Raw genomic sequence first — 16,170 nt, 5'->3', positions numbered from 1 at the left:
CCGGGGGGGGCGCGGGGGGCGGCGGCGCCGACCGGGCCCGGCCCCCCCCCCCCCCCGACGCCCACCACGGCGGGTGCGGCGCACGCACCCTGAGCGCACCGGGTGCGCCCCGGGACGCCCCCGGACGACCCCGGGGGCGCACCGCGAGCGCCCGGGCAGGTCAGCCCTTGGCGGCCTCGACGGCCTTCTTGAGCTCGGCCGGGTCGGTCCAGTTGCCGTCCCAGCGCTCACCGTTGATCGTGATGGTCGGCGTGCCGAAGCCACCGGTCTGCGGGTTGGCGAGGTCGGGGTTCTGCGTGGCGAGGCTGGTCGCGCCCTCGGCCCACTTGCCGAACTCCTTGGTCGCCTCGCCCGCGGCGATCTTGTCGGCCACGTCGGCCGGGACGCCCGCGGTCTTGGCGATCTCCGCGATCTGCGCGTCGGTCAGGCCTGCCGTGTTCTCCTCGGGCTGGTTGGCGAACATCGCCTCGTTGAACGCGTTGAACTGCTCCGGGGCGTGCTCGGCGACGTATGCGGACGCGGAGGCCGAGCGCGTCGAGAACTGGCTGCCGGACGAGTAGCGGTCGAGGATCGCGACCGGGTGCTGCACCAGGGTGATGTCCCCGGCCTCGCGCATCTCGTCGATCGACGCGGAGTTGACCTTCTCGAAGTCACCGCAGATGGGGCACATGTAGTCGAAGTACACGCCGAGCTCGACGGCTCCCTCGGTGCTGGTCCCGGCGACGCCGTCCGCGCCGACCGGGATACCGCCCGTGTCGTTGGCGGCGGCGGGCGCCGTGACGCCCGTGAGCGGCTCGGTCTTCTGGGCGTCCTTCTGGTTCATCGCGGGGATGAAGACCCAGAGGAAGGCGCCGATGAGCACGGCGAGGCCACCGACGAGGGCGCCGATGGTGATCGCACGGTTGCGCTTGTCGCGCTTGGCCTGGGCCTCGCGCAGCGCGAGTGCTTCTGCGCGGGCCGCGTCGCGGCGGTCGGCCTTGGTCTGACGGGGTTCGTTCGACATGGGAGTCCTTGGAGGTCGAGTGGTGGCGCGGCCCCACGCAGGGGCGCACTGGTCGCGAGGGTAGCGGTCCGTGCCACGCGTGCCCAGGGTGCGGGTGGCACCGGACGCGTGGCGGCGACGAGTCGGGATCGAGTCGTCAGGCGGCCGCGAGCGCGGCAGGTGGCCCGCGCAGGGAGCGCACCGCGGCGAGCGCGAGATGGTGCAGCACCTTGGTCGCGGACCGCACGACCTGCCGGCACGAGAGGGCGACGGGCGCGAGCGGCGTCCGCAGCAGGGCGACGGCGCGGCGCGGGCTCAGGACCGCGGTGAGACGGTCACGGACGCGCAGGGCCACGGCGGCCAGCCCGCACCCGGCGAGCAGCAGCGCGAGGTGGGCGAGCAGCACGGGAAGCGCGAGCACGCCCACCACGGTGACGACGCGGGCGGGGTCCCCCCCGAGCGCGGCGGTGCCGGCGGGGCAGTCGGCGGTCTCCCGCAGGAGGGCCAGGTGCACGCCCGCGACTCCCCAGCCGCCCGGGGCGGGCACGCACTGGTGGACGAGGCTGAAGCCGCGGTCCGCGAGGAGCGTCAGGGTGCCGACGACCAGGAGGAACCCCGCGACGACGAGCGAGGTCGCGGCGGTCAGCGACCGCGTCAGCAGACGCTCGGGGCCGTCCGTGCGCACGCGCGAGCGGGCCGCGGGTGCGGTCTCGCTCGGGGCTGTCCCGGGGGTCGCGCCGAAGGGCGCTCCCGGGGCGGACGTCCTGGTCACGGGGTCAGGGTACTCGCGCTGTCTGAGAGTTTCCGGTGAGGCACGTGGGTTCGGGTCACGTGGGTTCACAGGCTCGGCGGAGGCCCGGGGAAGGGCGCCCAGTCGATCGACGCGCCGTCGCCGAGCGAGAAGAGCACCATCGCCGTGAGCACGAGCCCGGCCAGGACGAGGAAGATCGCCCCCACACGACCGGGGGCGACGTGCGCGAGCGTGGTGCGCGCACCGTACCGGGTGAGGCCGGTGAGCGGCCCGAACCACGCGAGCAGCACCGTGACCGCCATCGCGACGCACAGCACGACGGTGAACACCCACGGTTCGTTGACGCCCCCGACCGACCGCGCCTCGACGCTCTGCTGCGGCGCGAGGACGAGCATCCCGGGCGCGAGCAGCCACCACGAGCCCACGACGAGCAGGACTCCCCCGCACAGCGCGACGAGCAGCGAGGGCACCGCGCCGACGACGGCGCGCAGCGCGTACCAGGGCACGGCGACCGCCGACCGCACCGCGTCGCTGCGCTGCACGCCCTTGCGCTCACGTCGGCCGTGGAACGAGTCCGCGCCCACGCCGACGACGCGCAGCACGACCACGACCGCGGCGAGCAGCACGAACGCGACGCCCGGGTACGTCCCGGCGAGCAGCACGAGGGGCAGCCCGAGGGCCGCCACGGTCCCGGTCCGTCGCCGGTGGGCGGGGCGCGCGTAGTCGGGGGCCGAGATCACGCCGAGGGGCCGGCCGAACGCGTCCAGCGGGTCGCCGCCCTCGGGTTCGGTCACCTGCGCGCCACGCCCCTTCCGCCTGCCCGACGCCGGAGCGTCCGCGGGCGGTGCGGGCTGCGGCGCGTACGGGTTCTGGGAAGGCGGTGAGTACGGGCCCTGGGCGGGCGGGTACGCCCCGGGCGGCGCCGAGGGGACCGGCGGCTGCCGCAGGGTGGGCTGCGGGACGGCAGGTTGCACCGCGGTCGGCCCGACGGCCGCCGCACCCGCGAGGGATGCCGGCGGCACCGAGGGCGGCGGGGCCGTCGCCGCCGGGACGACGGGTGGCGCCGTGGGCACCGCGACGGTCCGGCCGTCGTTGGCGATGACCTGGGTCGCTGCGAGCGGCGGGATCGAGGGGGCCGGCGGGGTCGGGCGCGGCACGGGCACGGCCGAGCGCACGACCGGGACGACGCTCGTCGGCTGGACGTCGCCCGCCGAGGCGGGCAGGGCGACGGTCGCCGCGGCACCGGACGCACCGCCGCCCGCCGCCGCACCTGCGGCTGCACCTCCGGCGGCACCAGCCGGTCCCATGACCTTGGTCGCGGCCACCGCGCCACCGGCTCCGGCCGCCGTGGCGCCCACCGCGGCCGCTCGCTCGGCCGCTGCGAGCGTCCCCCCGGCGGCCGCCACGGCGGCGGCACCCGCGAGGGCAGCACCACCGGCCACGCCGCCACCACCTGCGCTCCCGCCTCCCCCGAAGTGCTGCGGGACGACCTCGGTCGCGCCGGTGGCGAGCGACGCCGTCGGGCCGTCACCGTCCTGCGCCACGCGGTGCAGGACCGCCGCGACCTCCGACGGGCCGAGCCGGGACGCAGGGTCCGCACGCAGCGCCGCCGCGAGCGCCGCGGCGGTCCGCGGCCCCAGGCCGTCGAGGTCGGCCTCCCCGGACCGGGCGCGCGCGAGCACGGCCTCGACCGGTCGCATGCCGAAGGGGGGTCGTCCGGTCGCGGCGAACGCGAGCAGCGCCGCCCACCCCCACCAGTCGCTGTTGGCGCTCGGGGCCGCTCCCTCGAGGAGCTCGGGGGCCAGGTAGCCCGGCGTGCCCATGACGAGGCCGGTCGAGGTCGCGCGCGCCTCGTCGAGCCCGTGCGCGATGCCGAAGTCGATGAGGACCGGGCCGTTCTGGGTCACCAGGACGTTGCTGGGCTTGAGGTCACGGTGCACGACGCCGGCCGCGTGGACCGCCTCGAGCGCCTCGGCGAGCTGGTCCGCGAGCTCGAAGAGGTCCCGTGCGTCGAGGGGGCCACCCGTCGCGATCTCCTCCTCGAGGTTGGGGCCGTCGACGAGCTCGGTCACGATGAACGCCTCGGAGCCGTCGAGCTCGACGTCGAGGATCTGCGCGACCGCGGGGTGCCGCAGGCGCTGGAGGGCGACGGCCTCGCGGCGCAGGCGCTCGCGTCCCTGCGCGTCGACGTCGAGGTGCGCGTGCAGGAACTTGATGGCGACGAGGTTCCCGCCGCCGTCCTCGGCCTCGTAGACCGCCCCCATGGCGCCGGCGCCGAGCCGGGCGAGGATGCGGTACCCGCCGACCTCGCTGCCCGTGGGCAGCCCGCCGCGCCGCGCGGCACCGTTGCTCCGTGCCGGGTCGACAGGTCTGCTGCTGGCCTCCTCCATGGAGTCAAGGTATCGACAATTCGGGGCGCCGCCCTGCGCTCCCGGGAGCAGGTGGGACGCGACACCGATAACCTGGGTGGAGATTCACGGACGTTCCACCGAATATCAAGGAGATCTCCATTGACTGGCAAAGCGGGCTACGACCTGGTCGTGGTGTCCAACCGGCTCCCCGTCGACTTCACGGTCGACGACGAGGGTCACGTCGACTGGAAGCGCTCCCCCGGGGGACTGGTCACCGCGCTCGAGCCCGTCATGCAGAAGTCCGACGGCGCCTGGGTCGGCTGGTCCGGCGCTCCTGACCTCGAGGTCGACCCCTTCGACGCCGACGACATGCGCCTGGTGCCCGTGACCCTGTCCGCGACCGAGATCGAGCGCTACTACGAGGGCTTCTCCAACGACACCCTCTGGCCGCTCTACCACGACGTCATCGCACCCCCCGCGTTCCACCGGCAGTGGTGGGACGCGTACCGCCGCGTCAACCAGCGCTTCGCCGACGCCGCCGCGGCCCAGGCCGAGCAGGGCGCGACCGTCTGGGTCCACGACTACCAGCTGCAGCTCGTGCCGCGCATGCTGCGCGAGCAGCGCCCCGACCTGCGCATCGGGTTCTTCAACCACATCCCCTTCCCGCCGCTCGAGCTCTTCCAGCAGCTCCCGTGGCGACGCCAGGTGATCGAGGGCCTCCTGGGCGCGGACCTCCTCGGGTTCCAGCGCGCGGGCGACGCGTCGAACTTCATCCGCGCCGTGCGCCGCCTCACGGGCTACACGACCCGCGGCCCCATCGTGACCGTGCCCGGTGCCGAGGACCGCCCGTCGCGCAACGTCCGCGCCGCCGCCTTCCCCATCTCGATCGACTCCCGGACGTTCGACGAGCTCGCCCGCACCCCCGAGGTCCAGGCCCGCTCGCGCGAGATCCGCGCCGACCTGGGCGACCCCGAGGTCATGATGCTCGGCGTCGACCGCCTCGACTACACCAAGGGCATCCGCCACCGCATCAAGGCCTACGGCGAGATCCTCCAGGACGGGCGCATCGACGTCGAGCACGTCACGCTCGTCCAGGTCGCGAGCCCGAGCCGCGAGAACGTCGGCGCCTACCAGGAGCTGCGCGAGCAGGTCGAGGGCCTGGTGGGCCGCATCAACGGCGAGTACGCCGAGATCGGTCACGCCGCGATCCACTACCTCCACCACTCCTACCCGCCCGAGGAGATGGCCGCCCTCTACCTCGCGGCCGACGTCATGCTCGTCACGTCGCTGCGCGACGGCATGAACCTCGTCGCCAAGGAGTACATCGCCGCCCGCTCCGACGACCGCGGCGTCCTCGTCCTCTCGGAGTTCACCGGGGCCGCCGACGAGCTCGCCGGCGGCGCGCTGCTCGTCAACCCCCACGACATCGACGGCATGAAGGACATCATCGTCGCGGCCGCGAACATGGACGTGCGCGAGCAGCGCAAGCGCATGCGCCGCCTGCGCCGCCGGGTCCTCGCCGACGACGTCTCGAAGTGGTCCGAGTCGTTCCTCGGCGTGCTCCGGGCCATGCCCTCGCGCGACACGCCCCGCACGCACGCCCCGGCCCCCCGCGCGGACGAGGCACCCGTCGAGGGGGAGGGCGCGTGACGTCGTCGGGAACCGCCCGGCCCCAGGTCGGCGGAGACGCCGACCTGGGCGTGGCCCTCGCGGCCCTCGTGGCGGCCGCCGGGACACCGCACGAGGACGCGGGGTCCGGCCCCGTCCTGGTCGCCAGCGACTTCGACGGGGTGCTCGCCCCGCTCGGGGACGACCCGCTCGCGTCGCGGCCCACCCCGGCCGCCGCCGCGGCCCTCGCGCGCCTCGCGACGTGCGGACCCGACCGGGTGCGGGTCGCGCTCGTGTCGGGGCGCCGCATCGATGACCTCGCCCACCTCGCCTCGCCACCGCCCGGCGCGCTGCTCGTCGGCAGCCACGGGGCCGAGACGGGCGAGGTGCTCGCACCCCTCCGTGACGGCGCCGACGACGAGCGCTCCGTCCGCGCCGACGGCACGGCAGCGCGCGTCCGCCTCGTCCCCGTCGCGCTCGACGAGGCGCAGCGCGACGTCCTCGCCGACGTCACGGACGGCCTCGAGGAGATCGCGGCGCCGATCGAGGGAGCCTGGGTCGAGCACAAGCCCTCGGCCGCGGTGCTCCACACCCGCCTGTCCCCCGCCGAGCCGGCGCGAGCCGCGGCGGCTGCGGCGGCAGAGCTCGGCGAACGGCTGGGCGCGCACGTCATGGCCGGCAAGAACGTCGTCGAGATCGCGGTCACGAGGACGTCCAAGGGCATCGCGCTCGACGCGCTGCGCGAACGGCTCGGCTCGCCCGCCGTGCTCTACCTGGGCGACGACGTGACCGACGAGCGCGCCTTCGCGGTGCTGGGCCCGGCCGACGTGGGCATCAAGGTGGGCGAGGGCGAGACCCTCGCCGCCTACCGCGTCGCCGACCCCGCCGCGGCCGCGGCGGCCCTGACGACGCTCGCCGACCTGCTGGAGGCGTGAGCCCCGCGACCGTGACCTGGACGTGACCCGGGTGTGACGGAGAACTCAGGAACCGGGGGTAGGATGCCGAGCAACGATGACGTCGGACCACCAGGTCCCCGGGTGACCGGAAGCCCTGGAGGTTCGGCTTCTTCTGTGTCACAGCAGACACGCACCACGTGAAAGCGCGGCACGTCACTACACAACGGATCGTCCGGCACGTACCTGCCGGTGGAGGGATGTACCCATCATGGCTACGGTCACTTTCGACCACGCAACGCGGCTCTACCCGGGGACCGAGCGCCCTGCGGTGGACCAGCTCAACCTGCACATCGAGGACGGCGAGTTCCTCGTCCTCGTCGGCCCCTCGGGTTGTGGCAAGTCGACCTCGCTCCGCATGCTCGCGGGCCTCGAGGACGTCAACGGCGGGCACATCTTCATCGGTGACCGCGACGTCACCGACGTGCAGCCCAAGGACCGCGACATCGCGATGGTGTTCCAGAACTACGCGCTCTACCCCCACATGTCCGTCGCGGACAACATGGGCTTCGCGCTGAAGATCGCCGGCACGCCCAAGGCGGACATCCGCCAGCGCGTCGAGGAGGCAGCGAAGATCCTCGACCTCACCGAGTACCTGGACCGCAAGCCCAAGGCGCTCTCCGGTGGTCAGCGTCAGCGTGTCGCCATGGGTCGCGCGATCGTGCGTCAGCCCCAGGTGTTCCTCATGGACGAGCCGCTGTCGAACCTCGACGCCAAGCTCCGCGTCCAGACCCGTACGCAGATCGCGTCGCTCCAGCGCCGCCTCGGCGTCACGACCGTCTACGTCACGCACGACCAGACCGAGGCACTCACCATGGGTGACCGCATCGCGGTCCTCAAGGACGGCCTCCTGCAGCAGGTCGGCACGCCGCGCGACATGTACGACACCCCGGCCAACGTCTTCGTCGCGGGCTTCATCGGCTCGCCCGCGATGAACCTCGGCACGTTCACCGTGAACAACGGCCTGGCCGAGGTCGGCCCGGCCCGCATCCCGCTCGAGCGCGAGGTCGCCGCCAAGATCACCGACGCCGACAAGGGCAAGATCACGCTCGGCTTCCGCCCCGAGGCCCTCGAGGTCACCTCGCAGGCGAACGAGAGCGCCTTCCCGGTCGAGGTCAACATCGTCGAGGAGCTCGGCTCCGACGCGTTCGTCTACGGCACCCTCAAGGGCGACCTGGCGACCAACGCGGACATCCACTCGGGTGCCGGCGACAACCAGATCATCGTCCGCGTCGACCCGCGCAACGTGCCCGCCAAGGGCGAGCGTATCTACGTGGCGATCCGCCCGGGCAACACGCACATCTTCTCGACCGCGACGGGCCTGCGCCTCAGCTGACCCACAGCGACACGGGGGCGGGCTCGGCGACAGCCGGGTCCGCCCCCTTTCGCATATCCTTCCCGGTGGTGCGGAACGTCCGCGCCACCACACCCCCGCATGCGACCGGCCACCGCGGAGAAAGGACCTGTCATGGTGCAGAACCTGCAGATCACCGCGTCAGCCCCCGACCCAGCACTGCTCGACCTCCCCTGGGACATCCCCCTGGAGGAGTGGCCGGACAGCGTCCTGGCCGCCCTGCCCCGCGGTATCTCGCGCCACATCGTGCGCTTCGTGCGCCTCTCCGGCCGCGTCATCGCGATCAAGGAGATCGGCGAGTCCGTCGCGTACCGCGAGTACGAGCTGCTGCGCCAGCTCAGCCGTCTCGACGTCCCCAGCGTCGTGCCCGTGGGCGTCATCACGGGCCGGAGCGACGCGAACGGCGAACGGCTCGAGGCCGTGCTCATCACCGAGCACCTGCAGTTCTCGCTCCCCTACCGCGCGCTCTTCAGCCAGGCCCTCCAGCCGGACACCGCGACGCGCCTCATCGACGCCCTCGCCGTGCTGCTCGTGCGCCTGCACCTCATCGGCTTCTACTGGGGCGACGTGTCGCTGTCCAACACGCTCTTCCGGCGCGACGCCGAGACCTTCGCCGCGTACCTCGTGGACGCCGAGACCGGCGACCTGCACCGCGAGCTGAGCCCCGGTCAGCGCAGCTACGACGTGGACCTCGCCCGGACCAACATCATCGGTGAGCTCATGGACCTGTCGGCAGGCGAGCTCCTCGACGAGGACATCGACGAGATCCTCGTCGGCGACGCGCTCGTCGCGCGCTACAACGAGCTCTGGGACGCCCTGACGAACGCCGAGACCTTCGCCTCGGACGAGCGCTGGCGCGTCGCCGCACGCATCGAGAGGCTCAACAACCTGGGCTTCGACGTGGGCGAGCTCGCCATCACGACCGACATCGACGGCACGACCGTCCAGATCCAGCCCAAGGTCGTCGACGCGGGACACCACGCGCGCCGTCTCCTGCGCCTCACCGGCCTCGACGTCCAGGAGAACCAGGCACGCCGCCTCCTCAACGACCTCGACTCGTACCGGGCCGCCGCAGAGCGCCAGAACGACGACGAGGAGTTCGTCGCGCACGACTGGCTCAGCGGGGTCTTCGAGCCGACCATCCAGGCCGTTCCGCGCGACCTGCGGCGCAAGCTGCAGCCGGCCCAGCTCTTCCACGAGATCCTCGACCACCGCTGGTTCATCTCGGAGAAGGCCGGGCGCGACATCCCCATGCCCGAGGCCACGACCTCCTACGTCGAGAACGTCCTGCGGCACCGGCCCGACGAGAAGGCCATCCTGGGCCTGGCCCCGGGCGAGGTCGACCGGCAGGAGTAGTCCTGGCCGGTCGCGCGCCGCGCCCCGCGCCCCGCGCCTTGCACACCGCGCGACCACCGACACCTCGACGACGCAGGGCGCCCCGCCACGCCACCGGGAAGGTGGTGCGACGGGGCGCCCTGGACCGACGAGGCGGGGTCTCAGTCCTCCGCGGAGCGCAGGCGCGCGACCTCGTACAGCGAGATCCCGGCGGCGACGCCGGCGTTGAGGGACTCGACGTCCGAGAGGATCGGGATCGATGCGACGACGTCGCACGTCTCGCGGACCAGGCGCGAGAGGCCCTTGCCCTCGGAGCCGACGACGAGCACGAGCGGGTCCTTGCCGAACGCGAGCTCGCCCACGGCGACCGGGCCGCCGCCGTCGAGCCCCACGATGAAGCAGCCCGCCGCCTTGTACTCGGTGAGCGTGCGCACGAGGTTGGTCGCGCGGGCCACGGGCACGCGCGCGGCAGCACCCGCGGAGACCTTCCACGCCGACGCCGTGACACCGGCCGCGCGACGCTCGGGCACGAGGACGCCGTGCGCCCCGAACGCGCCCGCCGAACGCAGGACGGCACCGAGGTTGCGCGGGTCGGTCACGCCGTCGAGCGCGACGATCAGCGGGGGCTCGCCCGCCTCGTGCGCGCGGTCGAGCAGGTCCTCCGGGTCGGCGTAGTCGTAGGGCGGGACCTGGATCGCGACGCCCTGGTGCACCGAGCCGTCGGTCATGCGGTCGAGCTCGGCCTTGGTGACCTCGAGGAGGTTGTACCCGCGCCCCGACGCGATGTTCAGGATCTCCTTGGTGCGGTCGTCGGCCTCGAGGCGCGACGCGATGTACACCGCGGAGACGGGGATGTAGGCGCGCAGGGCCTCGAGCACGGCGTTGCGGCCGTTGACGACCTCGTTCGCGCTGCTCGAACGCGTGGTGCGCGATGGCGTGCGCCCGCTCGGGCGTCCGCCGCGGGCAGCGCTCTTGGCGTCGTGCGCGCGCGGGCCGGTCGAGGTGGCGTCCCGGCGCTCGGCGGCGACCTTCGCCTTGTGGGCCTTGTGGTAGGTGCGGTCCTCGGCCTTGGGCGTCGGGCCGCGGCCCTCGAGGGCGCGGCGGTTCTTGCCGCCCGTGCCGGCGACGGCGCCCTTCTTGTTGCTGCTGCGGGTCGCGCCGCGTCGTTGTGAGTTTCCAGCCATGGGTCTGCCCCGTCGGTCGATGTGTGCGAGTGAAGTTGTGGTGGCGGACCCTGGGCCCGGGTGGGCCCGTCCTGCCGTCCAGGGTTCCGGGTCAGGTGCCCTGGCGTGCAGCGAGGGACCAGCGGGCCCCGTCGCTGGAGTCCTCGACGACGACCCCGGCGACCGCGAGGCGGTCCCGGATCGCGTCCGAGGTGGCGAAGTCGCGCGCTGCCCGTGCCTGTGCGCGGGCGTCGAGCTCGGCCGTGACGACCGCGTCGAGCGCCTGACGGTACCGGGTGTCCCCGGCGTCGGCCCACTGCTCGCCCGCGGGGTCGAGCCCCAGGACGTCGAGCATCGCCCGGAGGGCGACGAGGTGGTGCCGGGCGACGGCGTCCGCGGCCGGGGAGCGGTCGGCGAGGGCCGAGTTCCCGGCGCGCAGGTGCTCGTGCACGACCGCGAGCGCGGCGGGCACGTTGAGGTCGTCGTCCATGGCGGCCACGAAGGCCGCCGGGAGCTCGGCCTGGCGCACGTCGTCGACGTCGATCGTCCCGACGCGCTCGCCCGCGCGCTGCACGAAGCCGCTGAGCCGCTCCCACGTGGCCTCGGCCTCGCTCACGGTGTCCTGCGTCCACTCGAGCATCGAGCGGTACTGGACGGCCGCGAGCGCGTAGCGCAGGACGGCCGGGCTCGTGGTGCGCAGGACCTCGCGGACGAGGAGCCCGTTGCCGAGGGACTTGCTCATCTTGGCGCCACCCTGCGTGACCCATGCGGAGTGCAGCCAGTACTGGGCGAACCCGTCCCCGGCGGCGCGGGACTGGGCCTGCTCGTTCTCGTGGTGCGGGAAGCGCAGGTCGAGGCCGCCGCCGTGGATGTCGAACGTGCCGCCGAGGTAGCGGTGGGCCATGGCGGAGCACTCGAGGTGCCAGCCGGGTCGTCCGCGCCCGAACGGGGTGTCCCAGGACGCCGTGGCAGGCTCTCCGGGCTTGGGCGCCTTCCACAGCGCGAAGTCGCGGGGGTCACGCTTGAGGGACTCCTCGGCCGAGTCGGCGGGCGCGGGCGTGAGGTCCTCGAGGCGCTGGTTGGTGAGCGAGCCGTAGTCGGCCCACGAGCGTACGTCGAACCACACGTCACCGGGTCCGGTCGTGTAGGCGTGGCCCGAGTCGACGAGCCGCTGCATGAGCTCGACCATGTCGGTGACGTGCCCCGTGGCGCGGGGCTCGTAGGTGGGCGGTGCGACGCCCAGGGCGTCGTAGGCCGCGGTGAACTCGCGCTCGTAGATCGCGGCCCACGCCCACCAGGGCTCGCCCGCGTCGGCGGACTTGGCGAGGATCTTGTCGTCGATGTCCGTGACGTTGCGGATGAGGGTCACGCGCGAGCCCGTGCGGCGCAGCCAGCGCACCAGGACGTCGAACGCGACGGCCGAGCGCATGTGCCCGATGTGGGGTGCCGACTGGACCGTCGCACCACACAGGTAGATGCCGACCTCACCCTGGGTCTGAGGGATGAAGGCGCGCACGTCCCGCGTCGCGGTGTCGAACAGTCGAAGGCTCACGACCAAAGGTTACCGGGGTGCACCCCTCCCGGCAGAACCCGCCCTCCCGGGGCGGCGTCTCGGTGCGCGTCGGCCCCTGCTCGGGGCGGGCCGCGCGTCCGCGCGAGGGGTCAGTCGCGCCAGTGGATCCTGGTCGGCTTCACGCGCACGACGACGCGGCGGTTGTCGGTGCCGTCGTCGCCCGTGTAGCGCTCCGCACCCGTGTACTTCTGGGCGAGCGCGTGGATGAGCGAGGCGGACGGGTCCTCCTCGATCAGGGCCTCCCCGCGGACCTCGAGGTACTGGTAGGGCGCGTCGCGCGGGTAGACGAGCACGCTCAGGCGCGGGTCGCGCTGCAGGTTGTCGGTCTTGCGACGGCCGTGGATGGTCGAGAAGAGGACGTCGTCGCCGTCGCGCGCGACCCACACGACCGAGGTCTGGGGGCTGCCGTCGGCCTCGATCGTGGCCACGGTCGCGAACTCGGGGGCGTCGAGGAGCGCCTTGGCGGCGTCGGGGAGGCTCGTCATGTCGTGCTCAATCGCGCGGGTCGTCCGCCTATTCCCGGAGAGCCGGAATTCTCAGCACCTGGACGTCCCGCGCGGCACGCGCCGTGCCCGACGGCGCCGCTAGCCGAAGTTCTTCCCCTCGCCCCGGTAGGTGGGGACCTCCTCGACGACCTGGTCGCCGCGCACGAGGTGCACGCGGTCGAAGCGCTCCATGAGCTCGCCGGCCTTGGCGTGCCGGAACCAGACGCGGTCGCCCACGGCGAGCCGTCGCTCTGCCCCGCGTGCCGCGCGCAGCGGTGTCTGGACCTCGCCCACGCCCTCGGAGGACGTGAGCCGCCAGCCCGGCTCGACGACGCGCGGCACGCGCATCGCCCCGGCGGGTCCCGAGGCGACGTAGCCGCCGGCGAAGGCGGTCGCGTAGCCGGGCGCGGGGACACGGACGACGTCGAGGCCGAAGAACGCGGACGGGTGCGGGTCGAACGACCGGTAGCCGTCGAACAGCCCGGGCACGTACAGCCCTGAGCCCGACGTCACCTCGGTCACGACCGGGTCCGAGGCCGAGGTCTCGAGCGACCCGGTCCCGCCGGAGTTCACGAGCTCCAGGTCGTGCCCGACGACGTCGCTCACCGCCGTGAGCACCTCGCCCCGGCGCGTGGCCAGGTCCGCGACCGAGGCCCTCTTGACGAGCCGCACCGCGGGGCTCGTGTCGGGCAGGCCGGCGACCTGCGCCTCGTAGAACATGAGGCCGCGCACGCGCAGGCCGGGGGTGTCGGCGATGGCCCGTGCGAGGGCCCGTGCCTCGGCGGCCGTGTGGACGGGCGAGCGGCGGGTCCCGAGGTGGACCGTGAACGGGCCGAGGCCCAGGCGCAGCGACGCGTCGACGTCGAGGCACAGCAGGACGGGCGGTCCGTCCGGGGCCCCGCCGCCGTCCTCGCCCGGGTGGTGGCCTGCGAGCGCGGCGGCCACGAGCGCGACCTGCGCGACGTCGTCGACCATGAGCGTGATCTCGCGGCGCGCCGCCGGGTCCGCGGCGAGCTCGGCGAGCGCCCGGCGGTCGACCGTCGGGTACGCGACCAGGACGTCGCGCGCGCCGGTCTCGACGAGCCAGAGGGCCTCCGCGAGCGAGTACGCCATGATCCCCGCGAAGCCCAGCTCGCCCGCGCGCCGTACGAGCGAGCGCACGCGCACCGACTTGGACGCGAGGCGCACGGGCACGCCGCCCGCGCGGGCCAGGAGCTCGCGTGCGTTGGCGTCGAACACGTCGAGGTCGACGACCGCGACGGGGCCCGGGACGCGCTCGGTCGCGGCCGACAGCCGGTCCCCGAGGGTGCGGGCCTCGGCGACGGCCGAGGCGTCGTGGGCCCCCTGCCGGCCGGGGCTCAACCGCCCTCGGGACCAGGACGGGGCGGACGGGTCCTGCGCGCTGCGCTGCACGGGCGTCGTCGTCATGGAAAGAAACCTACCCCTCGTGAGACAGTGCGTGGTGTGACGAGCCAGCAGGCTCCCGGTTCATGGACGAACTGGGCGCGAAACCAGACCGCCGTTCCCCTGCACCGTGCCGCCCCGCGCGACACCGACGAGCTCTCCCTGGTCGTGCGACGGGCCGCCGCCGACGGCCGGCGCGTACGGGCCGTCGGTGCAGGGCACTCCTTCACGGGCGCGGCCGTGACCGACGGCGTGCTCGTGAGCCTCGACGCGCTCGGGGCCGTCGAGGACGTGACCCGTACCGCAACCGGCGCGCGCGTGACCGTGGGCGCCGGCATCCGCCTGCACCTCCTCAACGCGGTGCTCGCGTCCGCGGGCCTCGCGATGCGCAACCTCGGGGACATCGACCGCCAGTCGATAGCGGGCGCGATCTCGACCGGCACCCACGGCACGGGCGCCTCGCTCGGCGGGCTCGCGACGCAGGTTCGCGGCGTGCGCGTGGTCGGCGCCGACGGCTCGGTGACCGAGGCCACGCCCGACGAGAACCCCGACCTGTTCGAGGCGAGCCGCCTGGGCCTCGGCAGCACGGGCGTGCTGGCCGCGGTCACGCTCGACGTGGTCCCCGCGTTCCACCTGCGCGCCCAGGAGGAGCCCTGGCCCCTCGACCGGGTCCTCGAGGAGCTGAGCACGGCGTCGGGCGGACGCGGCGGCGGGACGGACGCGGAGGGCCTCGAGAACGCGCACGACCACTTCGAGTTCTACTGGTTCCCCCACACCCGCCGCGCGCTCACCAAGCGCAACGACCGCCTCGCGCCCGACGACGAGGCCGCGGCAGTCCTGCGCACGGCCCGCGGTGAGCGGCCCGGCGTGGTGACGCGCGCCCGTTCGTGGGTCGACGAGGAGCTGCTGTCCAACGGGCTGTTCGAGGTCGTCAACCGCGTCGCGACCGCGGTGCCTCGCGCGACCCCGCGGATCAACGCGCTGTCGGCCCGCGCGCTCGCCCCGCGCACGTACGTCGCGCCCTCGCACGAGGTGTTCGTGTCCCCGCGCCGCGTGCGCTTCCGCGAGATGGAGTACGCGGTCCCCCGCGCCGAGCTCGTGACCGCGCTCGAGGAGATCGACGCGTGGGTCCGGGCATCGGGCGAGAACGTCCCCTTCCCGGTCGAGGTCCGCTTCGCGGCCGCCGACGACGTCTGGCTCTCGACCGCGCACGGACGCGACAGCGCCTACATCGCGGTCCACCAGTACCTGAAGCTCCCGCACGAGCGCTACTTCGAGGGCGTCGAGAAGATCGTCGCGGGCGTCGGCGGGCGACCGCACTGGGGGAAGCTCCACACGCTCGGCGCCTCCGACCTCGCCGAGCGCTACCCGCGCTTCGACGACTTCCGACGGGTCCGCGCCCAGGCCGACCCCGAGGGCGTCTTCGCCAACCCCTACACGGACCAGGTCTTCGGGCCGCGCTGAGGCGACCGCTCCCCCGCGAGGGCGCCCGCGCGCGGACGCCCCGCTGAGGGCGCGGTGGAGTGCGGTGCGCCTTCAGCGATGCGGGGCGGTGCGCCTACGGAGCGGGGGGAGCGACGACGTCGGGCCTGTCGTCAGGTCCCGCGCCCGGAGCCGCGCCGTCAGGGTGCACGACGAGCGACAGGACGTAGTCCGCGAGCGCGTGGAAGCTGCGGATCGCGGCCTCGTCGTCCTGCTGGACGAGCCACGCGATCTCGATCCCGTCGATGTAGCCCGCGACGATGCGCGCCAGGAAGGGCGTGTCCATCGAGTAGGTGATGCCTGCGATCTGCGCGAGCTGGTCGAGGATGCCCTGCGTCATGGCCCACGTCTGCTCGAGGTGCGCCTTCGCGACGGGACGCAGCGCGCGGTTGCGCGACCCCGCGGTCGCGAACTCGAACGTCAGCAGCCGCATGTGCCGGCGCGGGGTCAGTCCCTCCCACAGGCCGTCGGCCGCCGCGTGCGCGATCGTGCGGAGGTCCTTCGTGGGGTCCATCGCCATGCGCACCGGGTCCGAGGCGACGACCGCGACGTTGTGCCCCATGGCACGGAGCATCGCGTCCTTGTCCTCGAAGCAGTAGTGCACCGTCCCCAAGGAGATCCCGGCCTCCGCCGCGACCCCTCGGACCGTCACTGCCTCGACACCGTCCCGGACCGCGATCGACATCGCTGCGTCGACGATCTGCGCCCGGCGTTCCTCGATCGACATGC

General features: G+C 73.8%; 13 protein-coding genes. 5 read left to right on the top strand and 8 right to left on the bottom strand.

Going from position 1 to position 16,170, the window contains the following annotated elements:
* Window positions 1-160: 160 nt before the first annotated feature.
* From ACFVQ3_RS18330 to ACFVQ3_RS18320, 3 genes are all read right to left on the bottom strand, one after another.
* On the bottom strand, window positions 161-1,003 hold the full coding sequence (locus tag ACFVQ3_RS18330) for a DsbA family protein (RefSeq protein ID WP_387642159.1): 843 nt from the start codon (window positions 1,001-1,003) through the stop codon (window positions 161-163).
* 136 nt (window positions 1,004-1,139) lie between these two features.
* Window positions 1,140-1,754: a hypothetical protein gene (locus ACFVQ3_RS18325; protein WP_387642156.1), complete on the bottom strand. Its 615-nt coding sequence runs from the start codon at window positions 1,752-1,754 to the stop codon at window positions 1,140-1,142.
* 65 nt (window positions 1,755-1,819) lie between these two features.
* Window positions 1,820-4,123, bottom strand: a complete 2,304-nt coding sequence (locus ACFVQ3_RS18320) for a serine/threonine-protein kinase (RefSeq protein ID WP_387642153.1) — start codon at window positions 4,121-4,123, stop codon at window positions 1,820-1,822.
* A gap of 120 nt (window positions 4,124-4,243) precedes the next feature.
* Between ACFVQ3_RS18320 and otsA the strand changes: the two genes are divergently transcribed.
* From otsA to ACFVQ3_RS18300, 4 genes are all read left to right on the top strand, one after another.
* A complete protein-coding gene (gene otsA, locus ACFVQ3_RS18315) occupies window positions 4,244-5,734 on the top strand; it encodes an alpha,alpha-trehalose-phosphate synthase (UDP-forming) (RefSeq protein ID WP_387642150.1) in 1,491 nt (496 codons plus the stop codon).
* Window positions 5,731-6,627 (top strand): trehalose-phosphatase, encoded by an 897-nt coding sequence (otsB, locus tag ACFVQ3_RS18310; RefSeq protein WP_387642147.1) that lies wholly within the window; start codon window positions 5,731-5,733, stop codon window positions 6,625-6,627. The genes otsA and otsB overlap by 4 nt, the downstream gene beginning before the upstream one ends.
* A 229-nt stretch (window positions 6,628-6,856) precedes the next feature.
* A complete protein-coding gene (locus ACFVQ3_RS18305) occupies window positions 6,857-7,981 on the top strand; it encodes an ABC transporter ATP-binding protein (protein ID WP_191796603.1) in 1,125 nt (374 codons plus the stop codon).
* A gap of 132 nt (window positions 7,982-8,113) precedes the next feature.
* Window positions 8,114-9,355, top strand: coding sequence for a DUF4032 domain-containing protein (locus tag ACFVQ3_RS18300; RefSeq protein WP_387642143.1), 1,242 nt, complete (start codon window positions 8,114-8,116; stop codon window positions 9,353-9,355).
* A 140-nt stretch (window positions 9,356-9,495) separates the two neighbouring features.
* On the opposite strand, the gene rlmB is transcribed toward ACFVQ3_RS18300, so the two are convergent.
* From rlmB to ACFVQ3_RS18280, 4 genes are all read right to left on the bottom strand, one after another.
* Window positions 9,496-10,518: a 23S rRNA (guanosine(2251)-2'-O)-methyltransferase RlmB gene (gene rlmB, locus ACFVQ3_RS18295; protein WP_387642139.1), complete on the bottom strand. Its 1,023-nt coding sequence runs from the start codon at window positions 10,516-10,518 to the stop codon at window positions 9,496-9,498.
* A gap of 91 nt (window positions 10,519-10,609) precedes the next feature.
* Complete coding sequence (gene cysS / locus ACFVQ3_RS18290) at window positions 10,610-12,049, bottom strand: cysteine--tRNA ligase (RefSeq protein WP_387642136.1); 1,440 nt, start codon at window positions 12,047-12,049, stop codon at window positions 10,610-10,612.
* Window positions 12,050-12,159: 110 nt separating this feature from the next.
* Window positions 12,160-12,555, bottom strand: coding sequence for a PPOX class F420-dependent oxidoreductase (locus ACFVQ3_RS18285; RefSeq protein ID WP_387642133.1), 396 nt, complete (start codon window positions 12,553-12,555; stop codon window positions 12,160-12,162).
* A 99-nt stretch (window positions 12,556-12,654) separates the two neighbouring features.
* Window positions 12,655-13,983 carry an alanine racemase gene (locus tag ACFVQ3_RS18280; RefSeq protein WP_387642130.1) on the bottom strand — a complete coding sequence of 443 codons (1,329 nt, stop codon included), beginning with the start codon at window positions 13,981-13,983 and terminating at the stop codon, window positions 12,655-12,657.
* A gap of 36 nt (window positions 13,984-14,019) precedes the next feature.
* Between ACFVQ3_RS18280 and ACFVQ3_RS18275 the strand changes: the two genes are divergently transcribed.
* Window positions 14,020-15,423 (top strand): D-arabinono-1,4-lactone oxidase, encoded by a 1,404-nt coding sequence (locus tag ACFVQ3_RS18275; protein WP_387642127.1) that lies wholly within the window; start codon window positions 14,020-14,022, stop codon window positions 15,421-15,423.
* Window positions 15,424-15,517: 94 nt separating this feature from the next.
* Here ACFVQ3_RS18275 and ACFVQ3_RS18270 read toward each other — a convergent pair whose 3' ends face one another.
* On the bottom strand, window positions 15,518-16,168 hold the full coding sequence (locus ACFVQ3_RS18270) for a TetR/AcrR family transcriptional regulator (RefSeq protein WP_387642124.1): 651 nt from the start codon (window positions 16,166-16,168) through the stop codon (window positions 15,518-15,520).
* Window positions 16,169-16,170: the final 2 nt, after the last annotated feature.

This window comes from Oerskovia sp. NPDC057915 (genome assembly GCF_042887685.1).
Lineage (GTDB): Bacteria > Actinomycetota > Actinomycetes > Actinomycetales > Cellulomonadaceae > Oerskovia.
Note: the sequence above shows the minus strand (reverse complement) of the source record. Positions and strands in the feature narration are given on the sequence as shown.

What these genes read in the sequence shown, in the direction of transcription:
- ACFVQ3_RS18285 (WP_387642133.1), bottom strand. Translation starts at nt 12,555, where the DNA reads ATGACGAGCCTCCCCGACGCCGCCAAGGCGCTCCTCGACGCCCCCGAG.
- ACFVQ3_RS18270 (WP_387642124.1), bottom strand. Translation starts at nt 16,168, where the DNA reads ATGTCGATCGAGGAACGCCGGGCGCAGATCGTCGACGCAGCGATGTCG.
- rlmB (WP_387642139.1), bottom strand. Translation starts at nt 10,518, where the DNA reads ATGGCTGGAAACTCACAACGACGCGGCGCGACCCGCAGCAGCAACAAG.
- ACFVQ3_RS18280 (WP_387642130.1), bottom strand. Translation starts at nt 13,983, where the DNA reads ATGACGACGACGCCCGTGCAGCGCAGCGCGCAGGACCCGTCCGCCCCG.
- ACFVQ3_RS18300 (WP_387642143.1), top strand. Translation starts at nt 8,114, where the DNA reads ATGGTGCAGAACCTGCAGATCACCGCGTCAGCCCCCGACCCAGCACTG.
- ACFVQ3_RS18330 (WP_387642159.1), bottom strand. Translation starts at nt 1,003, where the DNA reads ATGTCGAACGAACCCCGTCAGACCAAGGCCGACCGCCGCGACGCGGCC.
- ACFVQ3_RS18305 (WP_191796603.1), top strand. Translation starts at nt 6,857, where the DNA reads ATGGCTACGGTCACTTTCGACCACGCAACGCGGCTCTACCCGGGGACC.
- ACFVQ3_RS18320 (WP_387642153.1), bottom strand. Translation starts at nt 4,123, where the DNA reads ATGGAGGAGGCCAGCAGCAGACCTGTCGACCCGGCACGGAGCAACGGT.